Below are 23,178 nucleotides of genomic sequence, written 5' to 3' on the forward strand. Positions count from 1 at the left end.
AGGGCATGACAAGACAAACAAGAAGGGGAGCCAATGGCTCCCCTTCTCTATGCAACACTCGTGGTCGAACCGTTCAGGCCACCGCCACCAGTTTCTGCTTCTGGGCGCTGTCCAGAATGAGGATGCTCGCCTTGGGGAAGAAGTTGAAGGTGGAGGCCGACGCCCAGGTGTAGGCCCCCATCACCCGGCCCACCACCAGCTCGCCGATGGCCAGATCCGGCAGCATGATGCCGTCGCGAATGACGTCCACGCTGTCGCAGGTGGGGCCGGAGAGCACGGCATTGTGCAGCTCGCCATGGGCATAGGGGGTGCTCACCGGGTAGGTGACGTGGTCATAGAGCTGACCGTTGTAGCTGCCGTAGAGGCCGTCATCCAGGTAGTACCAGATCTTGTCACCGCGGTGGGCCTTGCCCATCACGCTGGACACCGAGGTCATGGCCGGTGCGCTGATGAAACGGCCCGGCTCGGCAATTTTCTGCACGGTGGCGGGCAGCTTGGCGAGTGCCTCGCGGATCGGGGCGCAGAAGCCGTCGATGTCGAACTCGCCGCCCTCATAATCCACCGGGAAACCGCCGCCGATGTCCAGCACCCAGGGCTTGAGGCCGAGATCCCAGGCCTGCTCCATGATCTCGCGGCAGGCATCGATGGCCTGCACATGGCGACGGGCGTGGGGCACCTGGGACCCGACGTGGAACGACAGCCCCATCACCTTGATCCCCTTGGCCTGGGCCAGTTGCAGCAGCGGCAGTGCCTGCTCCGGGGTGCAGCCGAACTTCTTGGAGAGATCGACCTTGGTCTCGGGATTCGGGAAGCTGACGCGCAGCAGCAGTTTGACCTCGTCCTTGTAGGGCAGGAATTTCTCCAGCTCCAGCGGGTTGTCATAGACAAACACGGTGCAGCCGAATTCCAGCGCATAACGGATGTCACTGTCGCGTTTGATGGGATGGGTGTGAATGCAGCGTCCCGGACGAACCCCTTGGCTGCGCACCAGATCCACTTCGCCATTGGTGGCCAGATCGAAACAGGCCCCCTCTTCCTTCAAGACAGAGACCACAGCCTCATGGGGCAGGGGCTTGAGTGCATAATGCAAGCGCACATCGGGCAGGGCGGCGGCCAGGGCCCGATACTGTTTGCGGACGGCTGCCTTGTCGAGCAGCAGCAGGGGGGAGCCAAATTGTTCAACCAGCTGACGGTAATCTTGTGCGACCAGGGTCTCGTTCATTCTCTTTTGATCATCCTTAGGGGGCGTGATATGCCCAAGCCATATGCGATTGAACCGGCGACGGCCGGCTCAGGCGAGTGGTCCGGAGGGACCGACCAGGCACAATGCATAACTCCCTTGCAAAGTGCTTAGTTATGCGCGGGATTATCGACTTATTGAGTTTGTGTGCAAGCATTTTGATTGGATATGTTGGCAAGTATTTCTGGTCGAGACGAAACATCATCTTGATATGGGGCAGTCTGCGTCTTTTGGTGTGCGTCATCATCAGACAAAACTTCATAACTTATTGATAGTTAACGAACATTTAACATACGTTTCGCTGATGGTCGGGACAGAAAAAAATGGCGTGGAGTCCGGCCGAGTGGGAGACAGCTCACATTTTTTGGATTAACATGCCCGCTTCCTAATCCAAACTAGTTCGGATGAAGGTAGCAGGAGAGCGATGGGGGACCATCCACCGAAGAAGTGAATCTTTCAGGTACCGGGCAACCGGTGTGGACTGCTACTGGACGATACTCTGGAGAGACCCGTTAGATCGGGCGCCGAAGGAGCAAGGCACCATAACGACCCGCAAGGGCAGGCTGGTGCCGGAAACTCTCAGGCAAAAGGACAGAGGGGATGGGATGGTTGTACCTGAGCTTGGAACTGTTCACGATCTGTCACGAGAGGTCGTCAGCAAGGTAAAGAGCAGCGCAGGAACCGGAGTGTATGTGAATACATGAGGCTTCCGAGCAGCGCATGAGCCTTGATCACGGCCTCGCAGTAAGAGTGTGAACACGTTTTTGGCCTGCATCCGATCGCCTTTGGGGATCGCGACACCTATGGGAAGATCATCCTTCTCCTCCTTAATCATTGTTTTTTAAGGAGGATGCATGTCATCAATTCAATCGGCGCTCGCCGCCATCGATAGCTTTGTCTGGGGTCCACCCCTGCTGATCCTGCTGGTCGGGACCGGTATCTATCTTACCCTGCGATTGGGTCTGCTTCAGGTCGTGCGCTTGCCGCTCGCCCTCAAACTGGTCTTTGGCCGCGATCAGGGTCAGGGCAAGCAGGGGGACGTCTCCAGCTTCGCCGCCCTCTGTACTGCGCTTTCAGCCACTATCGGCACTGGCAACATCGTCGGGGTCGCCACCGCCATCAAGCTCGGTGGCCCCGGCGCCCTGTTCTGGATGTGGATGGCGGCGCTGTTTGGCATGGCCACCAAGTACGCCGAGTGCCTGCTGGCGGTCAAATACCGCGAGCAGGATGCCAACGGTCAGATGGCTGGCGGCCCCATGTACTATCTGGAGAAGGGGCTTGGCTCCAGGCCGCTCGCCAAGCTGTTCGCCCTATTCGGCATCGGCGTCGCCTTCTTCGGCATCGGTACCTTCCCCCAGGTCAACGCCATCTCCGACGCCATGAGCCTCTCCTTCTCGGTGCCCCGTGAAGTGACCGCCGTGGTGCTGACTCTGATCGTGGCGCTGGTGACCCTGGGCGGTATCCAGTCCATCTCCAGCGTGTCGAGCAAGGTGGTGCCCTTCATGGCCATCTTCTATATCCTCGCCTGTGCCGGGGTACTGGTGAACAATGCCGGCGCCTTGTCCGATGCTGTCATGCTGGTGATCGAGAGCGCCTTTACCGGCCATGCGGCCACCGGCGGCTTCGTCGGTGCCGGCATCATGCTGGCGATCCAGTCCGGGGTGGCACGCGGGGTCTTCTCCAACGAATCGGGTCTGGGCTCTGCGCCCATCGCCGCAGCTGCGGCCAAGACGGACTCCTGCGTGGAGCAGGGGCTGGTCTCCATGACCGGCACCTTTATCGACACCATCATCATCTGCACCATGACCGGCCTGACCCTGGTGGTGACCGGAGTGTGGAGCGGTGAATTGAGCGGCGCCGCCATGACCAGCCAGGCCTTTGCGCAAGGGCTGGATGCCCACATAGGCCAGTATCTGGTGAGCATAGGGCTCTTGTTCTTCGCCTTTACCACCATCCTCGGTTGGAACTACTACGGCGAGCGCTGCACCGAGTACCTGTTCGGGGTCAAGGCGATCAAGCCCTACCGCATCGTCTATCTGGTGCTGGTGGCGAGCGGCGCCTTCCTTCATCTGGATATGATTTGGCTCTTGGCCGATATCGTCAACGGCCTGATGGCGGTACCCAACCTCATCGGCCTGATTGGCCTGCGTCATGTGGTGATCGCCGAGACCCGCGCCTACTTTGGCCGCGACCGCGACCGCGACCGCGATACGGAGTCGGAACCAGAGCCGCAGACGGCCTGAACTCCTCCGCTCGTTTCACGTTCGCCTTGAAAAGAACAAGCCACGACTCGAGTCGTGGCTTTTTTGTGCGCTGCGCTATTTCCATGGACGGGCCTGTTCCCTCTCCCCCCGGGAGAGGGAACAGGGTGAGGGGGATAGTCCCTCGCTCAGCAGTCTATCCAGACATGCTCGCACCTTGTCCACCAACGCCTCGTTGCCACCGCGCCAGTCAATGCAGCTTGCCAGCGTGGTGGAGGTTCCTGTCATAAAGCGCAGTTCGCCGCCCGCCAGCTCGTAGAAGCGGCTCGCCATCCGGGTGCCTTCGTCCACGTCTCCCGCCACCAGCAACATGGCCTGGGCCAGCACGGCGCCTTGGTGATCCTGCCCTGGTGCCAGCCAGCGCTGGGCGGTGCCGGTTACCTTGCGACCCCCGATCACCAGATTGTACTGGCCGTCGCAAAACGATCCGGGCACGAAGTCGTAGTTTCCCGTCAGGCCGTATTCGCCCAACAGGGCCAGCAGCGGCGCCCCCAGCAGATGGTAATAGTGGCCAAGATCAGTGGTGGTGCGGGGCAGCAGCAGGGAGAGGTTGAGGATGCCCGCCCCGTGGGGCACGGCGGTGCCGCCGCTGTCACGCACAAATACGGGCCAGCCTTCGGTGGCGAGTTGTTCACAGGCGGCTGCGTAACAGGGGAGTCGGGTGTCTTTGCGGGTGATGATAAGGCACTGGGGCGCCTGCCAGAGGTGAGCGCGGGGCTGGCCATCATGGGCGCATTCTCGTAGCCAACGCCGCTCCTCGGCCAGTATCTGATCCGGGGTGTAGTTGGTGGGCAGGGAGGAAAGCAGGGTATAGGTCATGAAGGGCATCCTGAGCAGAGGCTGCCCAGCACAGTACCCGTGACGGAGGAGGAGGTAAAGCCCCGCACGGCGGGGCTTTACCTGTTCGCTCTGGAGAGCGTCAGGCCTGCGCGGCGCGGTGCTTGGGCAGCAGCAGGTTCATTAGGATAGCGGTGAGGCCGCCGGTGGCGACGCCGTAGGAGAGCACGCTCCTGGCCAGCTCCGGCAGGTGTTGCAGCACTTCAGGCACCTGAGCCACCCCAAGGCCCATGGCGAGCGACACCGCCAGTATCATCAGGGCGCGGCGGTCCAGCTCCTCGCGGGAGATGATGCGCACCCCGGCGGCGGCGATAGTGCCGAACATCACTATGGTGGCGCCACCCAGCACGGGTTCGGGGATCTGCTGCACTAGGCTGGCCACCGCCGGAAAGAGGCCGAGCAGGGCCAGCATGGCGGCGATGAAGAGGCCGACATGGCGGCTGGCGACGCCAGTCAGCTGGATGACGCCGTTGTTCTGGGCGAAGGTGGACATGGGGAAGGTGGAGAAGACCGCCGCCAGCATGGAGTTGGCGCCATCGGCCAGCACGCCCCCCTTGATCCGCGCCATGTAGACGGGCCCGTCCAGGGGCTCGCCCGAGATATCCGAGGTGGCGGTCATGTCGCCGATGGCTTCCAGCGCCGTCACCACGAAGATGATGGCGAGCGGCACGAACAGCTGCCAGTCAAAGCCGATGCCGTAGTGGAGCGGGAGTGGCACCATGATCAGGGGACCCTCGAAGGTAGGGGGGTTGACCTTGCCCAGCAGCAGGGCCACGGCGTAGCCCGCCAGCATGGCGATCATGATGGCAGAGAGGCGCAGCCAGGGGTTGCGACTGCGCTGCAGCAGCACGATGAGGCCGAGCACCAGCAGGGAGAGAAAGAGGTTGGTGTGGCTGGCGAAGCTGCCGTCAGAGAGGGCGGCGTAGCCACCACCCATGCTGATGAGGCCCACCTTGATCAGGGTCAGGCCGATGAGCAGCACCACTATGCCGGTCACGAGCGGGGTGATGATGCGCTTGACCAGGTGCAGGAAGCGGCTCATCACCACTATGGTGAGGGCGGCTGCCAGCATGGTGCCAAACAATGTGCCCAGCAGATCCTCGGTGGGCATGGCGGCCTGCTTGAGGGCGAGGCCGGAGGCGATGATGGGGCCGAGGAAGTTGAAGCTGGTGCCCTGCACCGAGAGCAGGCCCGAGCCGATGGGACCGAAGCGGCGGGTCTGGATGAAGGAGGCGATGCCGGACATGACCAGGGACATGGAGACGATGTAGCGGGTGTCGGCGGCGGGGAGGCCCAGGGCGTTGGCGATGATGAGGGGCGGGGTGATGATGGCGACAAACATGGCGAGCATGTGCTGCAAGGCGGCGAACAGGGTCTGGGGCAGGGGCGGGACCTCGTCGATGCCGTAGATGAGCTCGCTGTGAGCTCGCCTGGGGGGATGGGTCTCGGGAGTCGTGCGCGCGGCGGCAGCCTGTTCCATAAATACCTCGAAGTGTGTGGGGAGGGGGAGAAAATTGGGCGCTATTGTAGTGACTGAAATGGGGCTGACCAGCGCTAATTGGAGCGATAAAGGTTTATTTTTCGATGGGTTGAAACGTTTGCGCGCGGCGATTATGATCCGCCGGTTTGTGTGAGGCAGTTCTCGTTATAAATGGGGGACATGCTGATGCATCCAGGGAGGGACGGTGTAGAATGAGCCCTCAGTTGTAATATGGAGGCTCTGGATGCTGAAGCTGTCGGAGTTCTGGAGTGCCCGTGCCCACTCCGAAGATTTTACCCTGACCCGCATGGGCTTTATGACGGTGCGTCTTCGGTTGCTCACCTGCCTGCTGATGGTGGGGTTGCCCGCCTGGGCGCTGGTGGACTGGCTGACCCTGCCCGCCACTCAGTTTGACGAGCTGTTTCAGGTTCGGATCTTCTGCCTGCTGGCCCTCTCTCCGCTTATCCCCCTCTCCTATCTCATCCACTTCAAGCGCGAGCGCATGAAGCTGGCGCTGGGCTATCTGATGGCGGTGATGATGCTCTTCTCCCTCATCTGTCTGCACAGTTTCGGGACGGATCAGGAGTTGCAGGCGGGTTACATGGCGTTCCCCTATCTGCTCATCAGCCTGTTTGCCATCTTCCCCATCCCGCTCTCTCTCAGTCTGCAACTGGCAGGCGGCATCCTGATCACCATGCTGGCCGGCAACTGGCTGCTGGTGGGTCAGTCGCTCCTGAGCGTGCAGACCCTCAATCAGGTCTGGCTGCTGGGGTTGTTCACCGTGGCGAGTGCCTGGGTGCAGTGCGGCCAGCTCAACATGCTGTTGCAACTCTACCGGGAGTCCACCACGGACGAACTGACCGGCATGATGAACCGTCGCCTGCTGATGAAGCAGCTCGAGAAGGCCAGGGTCAGCATGATCCGCAAGCAGGCTCCCTTTGCCGTGCTGCTGCTGGATCTGGACAGATTCAAGCGCATCAACGACAGCTTCGGCCATCTGGCGGGAGATGCCGTGCTGAAAGAGGTGGCGGCGACCCTGGCGGAGCAGCTGGAGCCCGGCATGGTGCTCGGTCGCTACGGTGGGGAGGAGTTTGCCATCCTGCTGCCTAACTGCGCCGAGCTGGCCCAGGCGAAGCGGGTCGCCGAGCGACTGCGGGTGGCGGTGGAGGCGCGGCTGGTGAAGAGCCCGACCTCGGATGAACTGCTGGAGGTGACGGTGAGCATAGGCCTGACCCTGGCTCTGCGCGGGGAGGGGGTCGAGGAGCTGCTCAACCGGGCGGACGAGTGCCTCTATATGGCCAAGATGGCGGGTCGCAACTGCGTGGTGGGCGAACTGGCGAAGACGCCGGGCAAGCCCGGGCCCACCAAGACGGATGCCGCCTGAAGGCGGCATCTTGTCGGAGGGATTGCGATCTCAGCTCAGCCGGTACTTGCCTGACAACTGCTGGGCCAGCAGTTTGAACATGTTGAACACCGCCATGGTCTTGCCGGTCGGGGTGCCGTCCTCGGCCAGGAAGAATTCCCCCTTGAACACCAGGATCTCCCCCTTCTGCTCCACTGAATCGGCCCGCATGCCGTGGATGAAGTCTTCGTGGTCCTTGATGATGCCGTTGGCCATCTCCAGCAGGGCAGTCTCGGTGATCAGCTCTTTTTCTGGTTGCATGTGCGTCTCCTTAAACGACTACTGGCAGGGCGTGGTGTACCCGCCGCTGATTGAAGAGGCGGCCAGCATACTGCAAACCGGGATTTTCTGTCATTGATATGACCCCGCTTTTTGCCCTGCAAGCAACGTCACCCCATCACCAGATTCTTGAGCCAGTGACGCTGACGGATCCTGCGTTGCACCAGCAGTACCTTGGAGAGCTCCTCCAGCAGTACCACGGCCACCACCCAGGAGAGGGGCCAGCCCAGCAGGCTGACCGCCACCCAGGCGAGCGGCAGGCCGATGCACCACATGCCGACGATGTCGATGAAGATGCTGTAGTTCACATCCCCGCCCGAGCGCAGCACCCCGACGATGCCCACCATGTTGAACACCTTGAGCAACATGCCGAGGCACATGATGGCAAGTACCTGACCCGCTTCCCCCATCAGCTCGCCCGGCAGGTTGCCGACCCACAGCAGCAGGTTGGTCTGCAGCAGCCAGACGGCTATCCCCACCAGCAGGGCGCCAATGGGGGCGAGCAGCAGGAACAGCTGGGAGTGCTGCCAGGCCTCCTCATACTCCTCGGCCCCGAGCCGGTGCCCGAGCAGGGTGGAGCAGGCCACCGCCAGCCCGAAGAAGAGGGAGATAAGGATGCTCTCGAGCGTCCCCAGCGTGGTCATGATGGCCAGGGAGTCGGTGCCGAGGTGCGCGTAGAGGAAGCCGTAGAGCAGCATCCCGAAAGCCCAGAGTCCGTCGTGCAGCAGCAGCGGCAGGGCGATCAGGGTGAAGCGCACCACCTCCTTGCGCCGAAAGGCGTCCCACCAGTCCTGTTTGCGCGGCACCAGGCGGGGCTCCTGGCGCCACACATAGATCAGCAGCAGCGTGGTCTGCAGCAAGCGTGAGAGAGTGGTGCCCCAGGCCGAACCGGCTACGCCCATCGCCTCGAAGCCGAAGTGACCGAAGATGAGGGCGTAGTTGAGGATGACGTTGGCGATGATGGCGATGATGCCGATCCGGGTGGGAGCGGCGGCATTACCGACCGAGCGCAGCGCCGCCTCCAGTGGCACGACTATGGCGGTGCAGAGGATGGTGGCGCCGGTGATCATCAAAAACTCGTCTGCGAGGGCGCGCAGCGCGGGATCCTGGCTGGCAAAGCCGAGCACGCTGCCCGGCGAGAGCACATAGACCAGGGCAAACGGCAGGCTCACCAGCAGGGCGCCCACCAGCGCCAGCGCCAGGGATCGGCGTACCCCGGCCAGCTCGCCGCGACCGTAATACTGTGCTGCCAACACCGAGACCCCGCCCGAGAGCCCCGCTATCACCAGCAGGTTGAAGAAGAAGACCCGGTTACCCAAGCCGACCGCCGCCACCGCCGTGGTGCCAAGCTGGCTCACCATCATGATGTCGATGAGACCGAGCAGGGAGAACATCATGGACTGCAGCGACACCGGCAGGGCCAGTCGCCACAGTCGGGTCATGAACTCACGGTCGGTGGTTTGTTTTAAAATCGCTTGCCAATAACTCATTTATGTTGACCGGGTATGTGAAAATCAAGGTTTGTCATGGGTATGATAGGGTCTGTCGCGGGTGGCTTCACTGTGAGTACCTCTCCGCTTTCTTGTTCAAAACTATCCTGTTGAGGTGTTATGGCATTTGTCAGCGAATGTCTTGAGATAGCCCCCGGCTGCGAGGAGCGGATGCTGGGGCGCGAAGGCTTGCCGCTGTTGGGGGAGGCGGGCATCTTCCTGACCGGCCTCTCCCGCTTACGGGATCACTACCTCATTCGCCGCAATCGGCCCGAGTTCCACATCCTGATGGTGAGCCACGATGAGGGAGGGGCCCTGCTGACGGATCAGGGGGAGCAGCCCATCCCCGCGGGATCGCTCATCTTCCTGCCGGCGGCTGTGCCCGGTGGCTTGCGGCTCACCGGCGAGCACTGGCAGATCAGCTGGATTTTGCTGGACGACGTACCGCGTTGGCAGCACCTGCACCGGCTTGGCCATCGCATCTGGCAGGGGGAGGAGGGGGATCAGCTCTATCATCTGCTCAGCCTGATGCAGGGGGAGGGGGTGAGATCCCCCTTGCAACCCCAGTTGCTGAGCCTGCTGCTGGCCTTGCTGGACAGGACCCTGCAAGGGGAGGTGCGCGGCACTCCGGAGCTGCGCTTGCAGGCGCTGTTTCGCCGGGTGGAGGCGCGCCTCGATGAGCCCTGGAGCGTGGTCCTGCTCGCCAGCCAGATGGCCTGCTCTGTGCCCCATCTGCATCGACTCTGCCAGCAGCTGTTTGGCATGGGACCCATGGCGAAGGTGACCGAGCTCAGAATGAACAAGGCGCGTCAGTTGCTGCTCTATACCAATTGGCCCCTCGGTGAGCTGGCCAGCCGGGTCGGTTACAGCGACGGCGCGAACTTTGCGAACCGCTTTCGCCGCCTCACTGGTCAGACCCCCGGCGCCTTTCGTCGCCTGGGTCGCAAACCTGTTGCCACGGATGTGCAAACCCTTTGAAATTGTTGGTCCAAGCTCATAGGATCGACGGGCCACACAGTCAAGGTACAGATCCATGTTTGAAGATAATAATCAGAAACGCCCCCTCTATATTCCCTACGCCGGTCCTGCCCTGCTGGAGACCCCGCTGCTCAACAAGGGCAGCGCCTTCACCAGCGAGGAGCGCAGCAGCTTCAATCTGGAAGGCCTGCTGCCCCAGAACATCGAGACCATCGAAGAGCAGGCCGAACGCGCCTATCGTCAGTTTATGGCGTTTGGCAACGACATGGACAAGCACATCTATCTGCGCAACATCCAGGACACCAACGAGACCCTGTTCTATCGCCTGCTGACCAACCATCTGACCGAGATGCTGCCGGTCATCTACACCCCGACCGTGGGCAAGGCGTGCGAGGAGTTCTCCAACATCTACCGCCGTGCCCGCGGCCTCTTCATCTCCTATCCGGACAAGGACAGGATCGATGACATGCTGCAAAACGCCACCAAGCAGAACGTCAAGGTGATCGTGGTCACCGACGGCGAGCGGATCCTGGGCCTCGGTGACCAGGGCATCGGCGGCATGGGCATCCCCATCGGCAAGCTGTCGCTCTACACCGCCTGCGGCGGCATCTCCCCCGCTTACTGCCTGCCGGTGGTGCTGGACGTGGGCACCAACAACCAGCAACTGCTCAATGACCCCTTCTATATGGGCTGGCGTCATCCGCGCATCTCCGGGGAGGAGTACGACGAGTTCGTCGATGCCTTCATTCAGGCGGTCAAGCGCCGCTGGCCCGAGATCCTGCTGCAGTTCGAAGACTTCGCCCAGGGCAATGCCACCCCGCTGCTCAACCGCTACAAGGACGAGCTGTGCTGCTTCAACGACGACATCCAGGGCACGGCCGCCGTGACGCTCGGCAGCCTGATCGCCGCCTGCAAGGCCTCGGGGGCCAAGCTCTCCGAGAAACGGGTCGCCTTCCTCGGCGCGGGCAGCGCCGGCTGCGGCATCGCCGAGCAGATAGTGGCGCAGATGAAGGCCGAAGGGCTGAATGATGCGGAGGCCCGTGGCCGGGTGTTCATGGTGGACCGTTTCGGCCTCATCACCGACAAGATCCCCAACCAGCTCGACTTCCAGCGCAAGCTGTCCCAGCCGCTCGAGCGGATCAAGGAGTGGCCGGTGGGGGACAACATCTCTCTGCTGGAGGTGATGGAGCACGGTCGTCCTGACATCCTGATCGGGGTCTCCGGCCAGCCGGGCCTGTTCACCGAAGAGGTGGTCAAGACCATGCACAAGCACTGTGCTCGTCCCATCATCTTCCCGCTCTCCAATCCCACCTCCCGGGTGGAGGCCACGCCGGCCGACCTCATTCGCTGGACCGACGGCCAGGTGCTGGTGGCCACCGGCAGCCCGTTCGCGCCGGTGGAGCACAAGGGCAAGCGCTACGTCATCGCCCAGTGCAACAACTCCTTCATCTTCCCGGGGATAGGCCTTGGCGTCATCGCCTCCGGCGCCACCCGGGTGACCGATGCCATGCTGATGTCCGCCAGCCGGGCGCTGGCGGAGTGCTCGCCGCTGGTGAAGGGAGAGGAGGGCTCCTTGTTGCCGGATCTGGCGGACATCCATCGGGTGTCCCGCTACATTGCCAAGATGGTGGCCAAGACCGCCATGCTGCAGGGCAAGGCGGTGCAGACCCCGGATGATGTGATAGACCAGGCCATCGAAGCGAACTTCTGGCGCCCGGAATACCGCCGTTATCGTCGCACTTCGTTCTGATCGAAGGTGCTGCAAAAAGCAGAAGGGATGCGCAAGCATCCCTTTTTTGTGCACGGCAGAGACGGATGGGGAATTATTGTGCCGGTTGTTCGGCAGCGGGTTCGGCAGTGGGCTCGGTGGCCGCTGGTGCGGCTTCCTGCACGCCGGTCACCCGGATCTCGACCCGGCGATCCGGGGCCAGGCAGTCGATGAGGGCAGCCCGGGCCTTGACGGCATCACACTGGGTGCCGGTCACCGGGTTGCTCTCGCCATTGCCCTGGATGCTCACCTTGTCGGCGGGCAGCCCCTTGCCGATGAGGAAGTCGGCCACGGTGCGTGCACGGGCTTCGGACAGCGCCTGGTTGTTGGCGTCCGAGCCGATGCGGTCGGTATAGCCCATCACCATGGCGTTGCCGTCCTTGGGCTTGACGTCGACGATCTGCTGGTAGAGGTCGTCCAGCGCGGCCATGCCTTCCGGCTTGAGCTCGGCTTTGCCAAAGGCAAACAGCACGTCCGAGCTCAGGTTGAAGGTCTGATCCACCGGCTCGGGGGCCGGCGGCGGGGCCACCACCATGGGGGCCGCCACCGGCAAGGCGGCTACGGTGCGGTTGGGGTGCAGTACCAGCTCTATGGTGGCGGTGCTGATGTCGCTGACCCAACGTTGGGTGCCGCTGCCCACCTTGTCGTTGTCCGAGTCATCCCCCACCCGCACCATGTAGCGATAACGGGCCTGGATGTCGATCCAGTCGTGCAACCTGGCGGTCATGCCTAGCCCGGCCAGTGGCGCCAGGTTGTCCTCGCTGCCGTTGATGGACTTGACGCTGTAGAGGTAACCGCCCCCCTCGGCAAACACCGAGAAGATGTCGTTCAATGGCAGGCGACCCAGGATCGACAGGGTTGCCCCCTGATTGCTGAACTCGTGACCATTGACGTCCCAGTCACCGCCCGACAGATAGCCCAGTTCTGCCCCCAGGTTTTCGGTGAAGTTGTAGCCGGCGAAGGCGTTGTACGCGGTGTCGTCGTTGCTGGCATCCTTGCTGAAGTCATCGAGATCATGGGCCCATGCCCAGCCCGCCCCCGCCCCTATATACCAGTCATGGACAGGTGCCGCCTGTGCCGCTCCCGTCGCCAATGCCAATGCAATCCATACCGGTTTCAGTCTTATGTTCATCGCGTTTCCTCGTCGATGTTGGGTGTTATAGGGCTCCCAGCCCTTTGTTATGTATAACCAACATTATGTATAGGCCATATGAGACGTTTAACCACTTAAGTGGCGACCCTGTATGGAAAATCTGTGAGGAGGATGACAACTATTTGGTCCCCGTGAGAGGGTGTGGAGGGTGGTGCAACGAATAAAAAAAGGGGCCGACTGGCCCCTTGTTTGGCTGCGGGTTGACCGCTTACTGCTGCACTTCCTGTACGCCGGTGACGCGCACTTCGACGCGGCGATCCGGTGCCAGGCAGGCGATCAGCTGGTTCTTGCCCTTGACGCCGTCACACTGGGTGCCGGTGACCGGATTGGCTTCACCACGGCCCTCGATGGCGACCTTGCCTGCCGGCAGACCCTTGCCAACCAGGAAGTCGGCCACGGTGCGAGCACGAGCTTCGGACAGCTTCTGGTTGTAGGCGTCAGAACCGATACGGTCGGTGTAACCCACCACCACGGCGCTGCCATCTTTTGGCTGGACGTCGACGATCTGCTGATACAGGGTGTTGAGGGCGGCAGTGCCTTCCGGCTTCAGGGTGGACTTGCCGAAGGCAAACAACACGTCAGAGCTCAGGGAGAAGCTCTTGTCGACCATGACGGGCTCGGGGGCCGGCTCGGGAGCCGGTGCGGCTACAGGTGCCACATAGGCTTTGCGGTTCGGGTGCATCACCAGTTCCAGGGTGGTGACGCTCATGTCGGTCTTCCAGGTCTTCTGATCGTCACCCAGATCCCAGATGTAGCGATAGCGAGCCTGCAGGTCGAGCAGATCGGTGAGCTTGGCGCTCAGGCCCAGACCGGCCAGCGGCGAGGTGCCGTTGTCGCTGTCACCGTTGCCGTTGACGTGGTTGAAGTAGGCACCGCCTTCTGCGAACACGGAGAAGATGTCGTTCATGGGCAGGCGGGCGATACCGGACAGGGTCCCCCCTTGGGTCTTGAAGTCGACACCGTCGACGCCACCCTTGCCGGCATAGAGATAGCCCAGCTCGGCGGCAAAGTTTTCGGTGAAGTTGTAGCCGCCGAACAGGGAGATCGCGGTGGCGTCCTTGTCGGCATCCAGACCGAAGGAGTCCAGGTCATGGCCATAAGCCCAACCTGCACCCATACCTGTGTACCAGTCATCGGCCGCCTGGGCGGTAGACGTTCCCATGGCTGCAATAGCCAGAGCAATCAGGGTTGGAGCCATTTTCATTTTCATCATTTTATCCTCGTTGAGTTGCCGTGCTACGGGCGTACTGCGCACTCTTTGTTATACCGATCGCAGATGACATTTCATGATGCGATTCCGTGACCTGGTCACGGACGGCTTGAATAAAAAATGGATGGTAACCTGGATTCTCATGAAGCTGTTTCTCCATGGACAACTAACCGGGCAATAAGCACTTTTAATAGTTCATCCAATGTCTTACAAGCGTTGCTACTGTATTCTTTTGAATCGGCTTGATCAAGTTTCTGCACAGATGTGCAGCGATGGGGTTGGTGCGACGAGGATGCGGACTGACCAGAGAGGGAGGGGGAGACAAGGGGGTGAGACAGGAGGTGACGTTTGCGGTGACAGACATGCAAAAGGGGATGCCGTGGCATCCCCTTTTCGCGTTATCTGAACGGAGTCAGATTACTGCTGAACTTCCTGTACGCCGGATACGCGAACTTCTACGCGACGGTCCGGGGCCAGGCAGGAGATCAGCTGAGCCTTGGCGGTTACGCCGTTGCACTTGGTGCCGGTAACCGGGTTGGCTTCGCCACGACCTTCGATGGCAACCTTGCTGGCAGCCATACCCTTGCTGACCAGGAAGTTGGCAACGGTGCGGGCACGGGCTTCGGACAGCTTCTGGTTGTAAGCGTCGGAACCGATGCGGTCGGTGTAACCAACGACAACGGCGTTACCGTCTTTCGGCTGGAACTCGACGATCTGCTGGTACAGAGCGTTCAGGGCTTCCACGCCTTCGGCCTTCAGGCTGTCTTTGCCAAAGGCAAACAGCACGTCGGAGTTCAGGGCGAAGTTCTTTTCAACGATCTGCGGAGCAGGAGCCGGAGCTTCTTCAACAACAGGAGCCGGAGCCGGTGCTACGTAGGAAGTACGGAACGGGTGGTAAACGGCTTCCAGGGTCGCAACGCTCTGGTTGGACTTGTAGCGTACGTTGTCGGCGTGCAGGTCAGCCACGTCCCACATGTAGCGGTAACGAGCTTGCAGATCCAGCGCGTCGTTCACCTTGTAGGTCACACCGGCACCGGCCAGCGGGGATACCTTGGTATCGCTGGTACCCATACCGTCGGTGTGGCCCCAGTAGGCGCCAGCTTCACCGAACAGGGAGAAATCGTTGCCCAGCGGCAGACGAGCGATACCGGACAGGGTGGCACCCTGGCTCTCATAACGGTTGCCATCGGTGTTGCCACGGCCGGTGTACTGGTAGCCCAGCTCGGAACCGAAGTATTCGTTGAAGTTGTAACCGACGAAGGCATTGGCAGCAGCTGCGTCTTCTTCACCAGTGTTCACGCCTTCGATCTTGTTCAGACCGTTGAAGTGAGTCGCACCGACACCGGCACCGAAGTAGATATCATCAGCGGCGTGTGCAGCAGTTGCACCCATGGCAGCCATGGCGATGGCGATCAGGGAAGGAGCCATTTTCATCATAAAATTAATCCTCGTTGAGATGGCACGTTGTTCACGTGCTTCGCACTTTGTAATTTATGTAAGCTGCTGGCTCTGCCGGGCAACAAGGGTTGCGCCGAGCAGGGATCCTAGATCCATCCAGGAGGCACGTTATCTGGGTGCACAAGTGTGCGAGTTGCGCTATCGAGAGCGCATACTTCGCCACGAACAGCCGATGTCATTCCGATGACGTGGCGCACTTTATGCTCATTTCAAAACATGATCAAGCTCACAGATAATCTGTGGGGCAGATTGTGTCGTATGGATAACTGGCTGTTTATCTGGATTTATTAGTGATCCAAGTAGGCGCGATGTAGCTTTCTCTCAAGCTTCATATAGGCCTCAGCCCAAGCGTGCTGCGGGGTGGCGATGGCGGCCCTGGTCGCGAAAACCGCGAGATAGTCGGCCTCAGTTGCTTCGCACAGCAAGGGTGTGAAGCTGAGTAAATAATGGCGGGCGAGATAGGGGTCCAGGGGCCAGATATTGAGGATGGCCCTGGCGACCGGCTGAATCGCGGCTGAACAGATGAAATGTTGATGACCGGCTTCCAGCCACTGGGCCATCTCGCTCAGGCCCTGTTCGGGCACCAGTCCACCATCCCCCTTCTCCGTCGACAGTGTCATGCGGTTACCATTGCCAAGCAGCAGGGAGCCATCTTCCAGAAAGACCCCATCGTGGCTGCGCAGGGACAGCGTGGTGGGGTGTTCGAGATAGAGGCTGCACTTGTCCGAGAGGGAAGCCAGCACGGGAGCGGCCTCGCTCTGCATGACGGCGGGTAGCAAGAATGCCTCGGCCCGGGTTTGCTGACCCTGATGGAGCTGGCGGGGGAGGGAATCCGGGTCTGAATCCGGGTGAAGACGCGAGATGATGCCGGGGAATGCCATGCTGAATACTCTTTAAGGGATAACTGGCGAATTATACGAGTTATGGCCGTGGCAACAATAAAGGTTTCTCTTCGAGACTGTTTACCTGAGGCGACTCTGCGATTACCATCCCCGAGGTTTGTTAGGGTTGTCGTCGAAAGACGCTTATTAAAGATAGAGGCTCGACCATAACGAGTCCGTTCAAAACTGATACACTTGACTACGAGTCGTCGCGAAAAATAAAGGTGGAGTGAATCCGCCGAACGGAGTATGGAACACATGAATTCAAATATCGTAACTGTTGGCAAGAAGATCCGTCAGATCCGCGAAGCGGTTGGCCTGAGCCGTCCCAAGTTTGCCGATCTGCTGGGCGTCCCCCCGACTACCCTGAAGAACTATGAACTGGGTTACCGTGAAGTTGGAGGCGCCTTCCTGGTCGCCCTGGCTCATCACCCGGAACTGCACAAGTTCACCCTCTGGCTGCTGGCCGACAAGAAAGTCGCCGAAATCGGCCAGATCGGTCCGGACGATATTGCCAAGGCTTGATTGCCTGAGCCTTGATAAAAATGCCGCCCGCGAGGCGGCATTTTTTATTTGTCAAAACAGACAGTTATTTAAATAAGTAATGTGTTGTGTGCTTCATGTGGCGATTTCAACCAAATCATCTTGGCAAGCTGGATTAATCCCCGGAAAATTCCGACCCTTTAAATTCAGGTCCCTGATCCACAGAGCGAGACAAGCATGAGCAATACCCTTCCCAAAGCCAGAGATGGCTTTACCAGCACCTTCGGCGTGCTTGCCGCGACCCTGGGCTCGGCGGTCGGCCTTGGCAACATCTGGAAGTTTCCCTATCTGACCGGGGAGAATGGCGGCGCCGGCTTTCTGCTGGTCTATGTCATCGCCACCCTGCTGGTGGGACTGCCGGTGATGATCTCGGAGATCATGCTGGGGCGTCAGGCGAAATCCGATGCGGTGAGCGGGCTCATCAAGCTGGCGCCCAAGGGGCAGCCCTGGTGGCTGATCGCGGCCATGGGGGTGACGGCGGCCTTCCTCATCATGTCGTTTTACTCCGAAGTGGCGGCCTGGGTATTCGCCTACATCTTCAAGGCGGCCAGCGGCGAGATCCTCTCGACCGATCCCGCCGTCACCGGCGCGGCCTTCAATTCGCTCATCACGGATCCCTTGCAGAGTCTGCTGTGGCAGTGGCTGGTGCTGGCCCTGATGGGGGGCATACTGCTGATGGGGGTGTCGAAGGGGATAGAGGCCGTCACCAAGCGGCTGATGCCGGTGCTGTTCATCCTGCTGCTGGTGATCGGCATTCGCAGTCTGACCCTGCCCGGGGCGAGCGAGGGGCTGCATTTCCTGTTCTCCCCTGATTTTTCCAAGGTCACCGCCGGCGTGGTGCTGACCGCCATGGGGCTGGCCTTCTTCAAGCTCTCCATCGGCATGGGCTGCATGATGACCTATGGCAGCTACTTTCGGGACGATCAGCACATTCCGCTCACCACGGTCAGGGTGATGTGCGCCGATCTGTTCGTCTCCATGCTGGCGGGGATCGCCATCTTCCCGGCGGTGTTTGCGTTCGGTTTCGAGCCGACCGCCGGTCCCTCCCTGCTGTTCATCACCATTCCGGCAGTGTTTGCCAGCATCCCGTTCGGTCATCTGTTCATGGTGCTGTTCTTCGTGCTCTCCGCCATCGCGGCCACGGGGGCCATGCTCTCCATTCTGGAAGTGCCGGTCTCCGTGCTCTCCGAGCGTTTTCACATGAGCCGAAGGAGGGCGACGCTGATCAACCTGCTGGTGCTGGGGGCGGTCGGGTCGACCTGTGCGCTCTCCAACAGCACACTGGCGGACGTGCAGATAGCTGGCAAGACCTTCTTCGATCTGTTCGACTTCGTCTCCTCCAACGTGCTGATGCCCCTGGGCGGTATCTTCCTCTGTCTGTTCGTGGGCTGGGTCTGGGGTTTCGAGCGGATGAAGACGGCGCTGACCAATGGCGGCGAGCTGGAGCTGCCCATCCTCAAGCCGCTGTTCTTCATCATCCGTTACGTGTCGCCGCCGCTCATCCTGATCGTGATGCTCAAGGGGTTGGGGCTGTTCTGAGCCTGCGGTCCGGACAGAAAAAGAGCGCCTGATGGCGCTCTTTTTCATTGGCGTGTCCCGGTGGCGCCCTCATATCAGACCGAGTCGGGAGAGTTCCTCCTTGAGCTGGTCCAGGTTGCGCTCGACGCAAGCCTCACCCTCGTTGATGGCGTCGCTCGCGCGGTGGAAGTCCATGATGGAGAGGCTGCCAAGGCGCGGACAGAGCTGGATCTCGGGGGGATCCCCGGCCATGCGGGCGCGGGTGATCCGCTCCTGCATGATGTTGATGGAGCCGGTCATCACCCCCCACATGCCGGGCGTGCTGGGTTCTCCCCGGCCCAGCCACTGACTGAAGAGGCCTCCCGGTGCGGGCGCGTCCGGCTCGTCGGTCCAGGGCTGATGCAGGTCGGTGTTGAGGTTGACGGCGATCACCACCTCGGCCCCCATGGCGCGTGCCAGGGAGATGGGGACCGGGTTGACCACAGCGCCATCCACCAGCCAGCGATCGTCGATCCGGGTCGGGGTCAAAATGCCGGGCATGCCGCAGGAGGCGCGCACGCACTGGCGCAGCGGCCCCTCTTGCAGCCAGATTTCGCGGCCGGTATCGAGTTCGGTGGCGACGCAGGCAAAGGGCAGCGGCAGGCTCTCGATGGCGGGATCTCCCAGATGGTTGGCGGCGATGCCAAACACCTTGTCGCCGCGGAACAGACCGCCGGAGAGGGCGGGATCGAGCAGCCCCATCACCTGCAGGCGGCTGAAACCGCGTACCCAGGACTCCAGTTTGTCCAGCTCGCCGGCGGCATAGGCGGCACCGACGAAACTGCCGATGGAGCAACCGGCCACCAGATCCGGTTTGACACCGAGGCGCTCCAGCGCCCGTATGATGCCGATGTGCGCCCATCCTCGGGCGGCGCCGCTGCCAAGGGCCAGGCCCAGGCGGGGTTTTCGTGCCACAGTGCGTCTCCTGCTGTGAGTTGGGGGTTCAGCTTACTCCTGCTTCCCCCGTGCGTCATCCTGCCAGCCTTCACTGCGATTGCGACCATTGGCCTTGGCCTGATAGAGGGCGAGATCGGCACGGCGAATAGCCTCGTGCAGCTTGATCTCCGGGCGTTGACGGCAATGGCCGAGACTGATGGTCACCCTCAGCTCGGGGGCTATCTCGGTCCAGTCGTGTTCCGCAATGCGCAGCCGTAGCTGTTCGGCCAGCGGGGCCAGGGGCAGACCCTTGTCTGCGACCAGCAGCAGAAACTCCTCGCCACCCCAGCGGATCAGGGTGCACTCCCGGGTCAGCAGGGGCTGGCAGAGCTGAACCAGCCGGATCAGCACCTGATCGCCGATCCCGTGCCCGAAGCGGTCGTTGACCTGCTTGAAGTGATCGCAATCGAACATGATGACCCCGATGTGATGGCTGCCAGCCTGGGCGTAGCGGCGTTCGACGGCGTCGAAGTGGTGGCGGTTGAAGGCGCCGGTCAGTGCATCGTGGCTGGACAGGTAATTCAACCGACGGTTGAGGCGGCGGGATCGCAGGCTCGAGAGCGTCGCCACCACCAGGCAGAGCAAGGTGAGGAGCGCCGTTGCCGATTGCCACAGCAGCATCTGCAGCAGGGGCAGCAGCGAGATGCGGTGGATCAGGGTGAGCGGCGTAGCGGGAATGGGGTAGACCAGCTGCAACGCACTCTGCTGCCAGTGATACCCTTCCCGCGAGGCTTCCCTGGCCAGAGGTGGTGCCGTGCCGGACTGACTGCTGGCCAGGATCTGTCGGTGCTGATTGACCAGAAACAGGGTGCCAATCTGGGGGGCGAGACGGCGCAGGGTCTGCTCCAGGGTTCTGGTCTGAATGTCGATGCTGAGCAGACCGATGATCTGGTCACTCTGGGTGATGGGCTGGGACAGGGTGATCATCTGTCCCCGGCCGGCAAAATCCTGATATGGGCGTGACAACGTGGCGTGCTCGGAGGGCGGATGCCGGCCCAGCACCTCTTGCCAGTAAGACTTGTGGTAGATGGCGGGGTCAAAACGGAACTGGCTGGAGGGCACCCAGGGGTAGAGATAGATGAAGTCGTCCGTGCCGGTGAAGTAGATCCAGGCCACGTCCTTGTCCAGCAGCTTGCTCGCGGTGGCGAGCAGGGGAGAGAGGCTGAGGGCGAGATGCATTCTCGCCTCCCGCTGGCTGCCGCCATGGGGCAGCGGGTTCAGCCCGGTCAGGTTGCCGATGAGGGCGGGCGGCAGATCGATGGGGATGCGATCCAGGTTGATGCCGTGCTCCCCATCGACTTGAAGCGCCTGATAGAGCTGGCGCGAGAGCACTGACTGGGGGTTGCTGCGCAGGCGTTCCTCGGCCTGGCCGCGCATGGCCTCGAGGAAGGCCTCCATCCGCTGATGCTGGTTGCTCAGCTGGGCAGCAGTGTTGATGACGTCGCGCCGGTTCAGCTCGGTGATCTGGCGAAAGGCGTGTTGCAGGGCGAGCAGCAGCAACAGCAGGCTGAAACCCAGCAGCAGCCACTGCAAGCGATATTTGGCAAAGGCAGGGGGCAGTGTGGGCATGGGCGTACCGGGAAATGACGGGATCGGCACATCAGTGTAAGGCAGAAAATATCCACAGTCTCAGCTGGATGTGATTTTGATGATCTTCCCGCCGGGCTGTTACGTTTTGTCACATTTATACATAGTCACGGCATAGTCAGGGGGTAACATGGTGCCATCATTGATGAAGTTTCCTCTTCTCCTTCTCTCTTACCTTGCATGGATTGTCTGATGAAAATGCGCATATGGCTGTGGCTTGTCCCCCTTCTCCTGCTGCTGGGGGCCGGCGCCTGGACGCTTCGGCAGGCCGAACCGGCCAGCAAACCTGCACCAAGGCAGGTCAACATCCGGGCGGAAACGGTCAGGCAGAGCCTGGCAGAGCCCTCCATCAAGCTGGTCAGCAAGCTGGCGGCCAATCGCTCCGTGGTGGTCAGTCCCGAGGTGACCGGCCGCATCGTCAGGATTGCGGTGCGCTCCGGTCAGCAGGTCAAGCAGGGACAGACCCTGATCGCCCTGGATGCGGGTAAGCAGCAGGCGGAACTCGCCGAGCAGAGCGCCAGCGTGCGCGACGAGAGCCGCAAGCTGCGGGACATGCGCCGGCTGGTGGCGCGCGGTGCCATCACCACCTCCGAGCTGGAAGGGCAGGAGGCGACCGTGGCCCAGGCCCAGGCCCGGGTCGATGCGGCGCGCTATGAGCTGTCGCTGCGCACCCTGGCGGCCCCCTTCGACGGCACCGTCAGCCTGATCGATCTCAGCGAAGGGGCCCTGGTCAACAGCGGTGACGTGCTGCTCCATCTGGACGAACTGGCCAGATTGCGGCTCGATCTGGCGGTACCCGAGCGCTACCTCTCCCTTCTCAAACCCGGCATGACGGTGACGGCCACCAGCTCGGCCTGGCCGGATCAAGCCTTCTCTGGCGTGCTGGAGACGCTCGACAGTCGCATCTCCAACGAAACCCAGAACATCAAGGCGCGGGTCATCATCCCCAATCCCAGCGGCCAGCTGCGGCCCGGCATGCTGATGAACGTGGATCTTTCCCTGCCTGCCCAGAAGATGACCCTGATCCCCGCCCAGTCGGTGGAGTATGCGGGGGAGCTTCGCTTCGTCTACCGTCTCGAGGCGGACGGCCGGGTGAAGCGCATCCCGGTGGAACTGGGCGATACCCACGGCGAGGCCGTCTGGGTCATCAAGGGGCTGAACGTCGGCGAGCGCATCGCGGTGGAGGGGCTGGTCAACCTGCGTGACGGTGCCCTGGTCCGCGATCTGACCGAGGTGAAAGGCTGATGTGGCTCTCCGATATGTCAGTGCGCCGCCCCCTGGTGGCGGTCGTCATCAGTGCCCTGCTCACCGTGTTCGGCCTGGTGGCCTTCGCCAAGCTGACGGTGCGGGAGATGCCGGACGTGCAGACGCCGTCCGTCTCCATCACCACCACCTATGAGGGGGCCGCCCCCGAGGTAATGGAGAGCCAGGTCACCAAGCCCATCGAGGATCAGCTCTCCGGCATCAGCGGCATCAAGAACATCAACTCGGTGACCCGCAAGGGGCGCTCCTCCATCACGGTGGAGTTCAAGCTCGGCTGGAACATGTTGGAGGGCACCTCGGACGTGCGCGACGCCATCTCCCGCGCCCGGCCGAGGCTCCCGGACGAGGCGGACGAGCCCATGGTCACCAAGGACAACGGCAACGGCGACGTGGCGATCTGGCTCAACTTCAGCAGCACCCAGATGGACCGCACCGCCATGACCGACTATGCCAACCGCATGCTGGTCGACTCCTTAAGCCTGGTGGACGGGGTGAGCGAGGTGTCCCTCTCCGGCGATCTGACCCAGGTGATGTATGTCAGGCTGCGCCCCGCCGACATGGCGGCCCGCGCCATCACGGTCGCCGACGTGCAGGATGCCCTCGAGCGGGAGAACATCGAGCTGCCCGGGGGGGAGATCCGCAACAACAGCATGACCATGGCGGTGCAGATCGCCCGTCTCTACCACAGCGCCGAGGATTTTCGTGCCCTGCCGGTGAAGACCGCCACCAATGGCCAGAGCATCTACCTGGCGGACATCGCCGACGTGGAGGTGGGGGCCAAGAACGAAGACAGCGCCTATCAGCGCAACGGCCGCGAGAGCCTGGGGATAGGCATAGTCGCGCAATCCACCGCCA

Annotated in this window: 19 protein-coding genes and 1 riboswitch; of the genes, 8 read left to right on the forward strand and 11 right to left on the reverse strand. The window is 61.7% G+C overall.

Annotated features, from left to right (window positions below; all coding sequences use genetic code 11):
* Nucleotides 1–73: 73 nt before the first annotated feature.
* Entirely contained in the window at nucleotides 74–1,222 is a 1,149-nt protein-coding gene (locus BN1127_RS04305) for a type III PLP-dependent enzyme (protein ID WP_005328960.1), read from the reverse strand.
* Nucleotides 1,223–1,729: 507 nt separating this feature from the next.
* A riboswitch (glycine riboswitch) is annotated at nucleotides 1,730–1,845 on the forward strand.
* A gap of 249 nt (nucleotides 1,846–2,094) precedes the next feature.
* Between BN1127_RS04305 and BN1127_RS04310 the strand changes: the two genes are divergently transcribed.
* A complete protein-coding gene (locus BN1127_RS04310; RefSeq protein WP_042648632.1) occupies nucleotides 2,095–3,483 on the forward strand; it encodes an alanine/glycine:cation symporter family protein in 1,389 nt (462 codons plus the stop codon).
* A gap of 75 nt (nucleotides 3,484–3,558) precedes the next feature.
* On the opposite strand, the gene BN1127_RS04315 is transcribed toward BN1127_RS04310, so the two are convergent.
* Nucleotides 3,559–4,320 (reverse strand): lipoyl protein ligase domain-containing protein, encoded by a 762-nt coding sequence (locus tag BN1127_RS04315; protein ID WP_042648633.1) that lies wholly within the window; start codon nucleotides 4,318–4,320, stop codon nucleotides 3,559–3,561.
* A gap of 100 nt (nucleotides 4,321–4,420) precedes the next feature.
* A complete protein-coding gene (locus tag BN1127_RS04320; protein ID WP_042648634.1) occupies nucleotides 4,421–5,818 on the reverse strand; it encodes a nucleobase:cation symporter-2 family protein in 1,398 nt (465 codons plus the stop codon).
* 244 nt (nucleotides 5,819–6,062) lie between these two features.
* Here BN1127_RS04320 and BN1127_RS04325 point away from each other — a divergent pair, with 244 nt between their 5' ends.
* Nucleotides 6,063–7,202 carry a GGDEF domain-containing protein gene (locus BN1127_RS04325; RefSeq protein WP_042648635.1) on the forward strand — a complete coding sequence of 380 codons (1,140 nt, stop codon included), beginning with the start codon at nucleotides 6,063–6,065 and terminating at the stop codon, nucleotides 7,200–7,202.
* A 30-nt stretch (nucleotides 7,203–7,232) separates the two neighbouring features.
* On the opposite strand, the gene BN1127_RS04330 is transcribed toward BN1127_RS04325, so the two are convergent.
* Nucleotides 7,233–7,481, reverse strand: a complete 249-nt coding sequence (locus BN1127_RS04330) for a DUF2498 family protein (protein WP_042648636.1) — start codon at nucleotides 7,479–7,481, stop codon at nucleotides 7,233–7,235.
* A gap of 128 nt (nucleotides 7,482–7,609) precedes the next feature.
* The gene (locus BN1127_RS04335; protein ID WP_042648637.1) at nucleotides 7,610–8,989 is read right to left on the reverse strand and encodes an MATE family efflux transporter; all 1,380 of its coding nucleotides are present in this window, start codon (nucleotides 8,987–8,989) and stop codon (nucleotides 7,610–7,612) included.
* A gap of 120 nt (nucleotides 8,990–9,109) precedes the next feature.
* Between BN1127_RS04335 and BN1127_RS04340 the strand changes: the two genes are divergently transcribed.
* Both BN1127_RS04340 and BN1127_RS04345 read left to right on the forward strand, forming a co-directional pair.
* Nucleotides 9,110–9,967 (forward strand): helix-turn-helix transcriptional regulator, encoded by an 858-nt coding sequence (locus BN1127_RS04340; protein ID WP_042648638.1) that lies wholly within the window; start codon nucleotides 9,110–9,112, stop codon nucleotides 9,965–9,967.
* Between the two features lie 55 nt (nucleotides 9,968–10,022).
* Entirely contained in the window at nucleotides 10,023–11,717 is a 1,695-nt protein-coding gene (locus tag BN1127_RS04345) for an NAD-dependent malic enzyme (protein ID WP_042648639.1), read from the forward strand.
* A 73-nt stretch (nucleotides 11,718–11,790) separates the two neighbouring features.
* Here the strand turns inward: BN1127_RS04345 and BN1127_RS04350 are convergent, their stop codons facing one another.
* The 4 genes from BN1127_RS04350 to BN1127_RS04365 all read right to left on the reverse strand — a co-directional run bounded on the left by BN1127_RS04350 (nucleotide 11,791) and on the right by BN1127_RS04365 (nucleotide 16,437).
* The gene (locus BN1127_RS04350; RefSeq protein ID WP_042648640.1) at nucleotides 11,791–12,867 is read right to left on the reverse strand and encodes an OmpA family protein; all 1,077 of its coding nucleotides are present in this window, start codon (nucleotides 12,865–12,867) and stop codon (nucleotides 11,791–11,793) included.
* 229 nt (nucleotides 12,868–13,096) lie between these two features.
* Nucleotides 13,097–14,098: a porin OmpA gene (gene ompA / locus BN1127_RS04355; protein WP_042648641.1), complete on the reverse strand. Its 1,002-nt coding sequence runs from the start codon at nucleotides 14,096–14,098 to the stop codon at nucleotides 13,097–13,099.
* 417 nt (nucleotides 14,099–14,515) lie between these two features.
* A complete protein-coding gene (ompA, locus tag BN1127_RS04360) occupies nucleotides 14,516–15,535 on the reverse strand; it encodes a porin OmpA (RefSeq protein WP_041206213.1) in 1,020 nt (339 codons plus the stop codon).
* A gap of 308 nt (nucleotides 15,536–15,843) precedes the next feature.
* The gene (locus BN1127_RS04365; protein ID WP_042648642.1) at nucleotides 15,844–16,437 is read right to left on the reverse strand and encodes a hypothetical protein; all 594 of its coding nucleotides are present in this window, start codon (nucleotides 16,435–16,437) and stop codon (nucleotides 15,844–15,846) included.
* 258 nt (nucleotides 16,438–16,695) lie between these two features.
* Here BN1127_RS04365 and BN1127_RS04370 point away from each other — a divergent pair, with 258 nt between their 5' ends.
* Entirely contained in the window at nucleotides 16,696–16,962 is a 267-nt protein-coding gene (locus BN1127_RS04370) for a helix-turn-helix domain-containing protein (RefSeq protein ID WP_005298604.1), read from the forward strand.
* 195 nt (nucleotides 16,963–17,157) lie between these two features.
* Nucleotides 17,158–18,519, forward strand: coding sequence for a sodium-dependent transporter (locus tag BN1127_RS04375; RefSeq protein ID WP_042648643.1), 1,362 nt, complete (start codon nucleotides 17,158–17,160; stop codon nucleotides 18,517–18,519).
* Nucleotides 18,520–18,588: 69 nt separating this feature from the next.
* Here the strand turns inward: BN1127_RS04375 and BN1127_RS04380 are convergent, their stop codons facing one another.
* Both BN1127_RS04380 and BN1127_RS04385 read right to left on the reverse strand, forming a co-directional pair.
* Nucleotides 18,589–19,452, reverse strand: coding sequence for a patatin-like phospholipase family protein (locus tag BN1127_RS04380; protein WP_005333067.1), 864 nt, complete (start codon nucleotides 19,450–19,452; stop codon nucleotides 18,589–18,591).
* A gap of 33 nt (nucleotides 19,453–19,485) precedes the next feature.
* Nucleotides 19,486–21,042, reverse strand: coding sequence for a sensor domain-containing diguanylate cyclase (locus BN1127_RS04385; protein ID WP_042648644.1), 1,557 nt, complete (start codon nucleotides 21,040–21,042; stop codon nucleotides 19,486–19,488).
* Nucleotides 21,043–21,252: 210 nt separating this feature from the next.
* On the opposite strand from BN1127_RS04385, the gene BN1127_RS04390 reads away from it, so the two are divergent.
* Together BN1127_RS04390 and BN1127_RS22665 are read left to right on the forward strand one after the other, a co-directional pair.
* A complete protein-coding gene (locus BN1127_RS04390; RefSeq protein ID WP_042648645.1) occupies nucleotides 21,253–22,305 on the forward strand; it encodes an efflux RND transporter periplasmic adaptor subunit in 1,053 nt (350 codons plus the stop codon).
* Nucleotides 22,305–23,178: efflux RND transporter permease subunit (locus BN1127_RS22665; RefSeq protein WP_042648646.1), on the forward strand; the 874-nt coding region annotated here is incomplete at its 3' end. The genes BN1127_RS04390 and BN1127_RS22665, both read left to right, overlap by 1 nt.

It is taken from the genome of Aeromonas media (assembly GCF_000819985.1).
GTDB lineage: Bacteria > Pseudomonadota > Gammaproteobacteria > Enterobacterales > Aeromonadaceae > Aeromonas > Aeromonas media.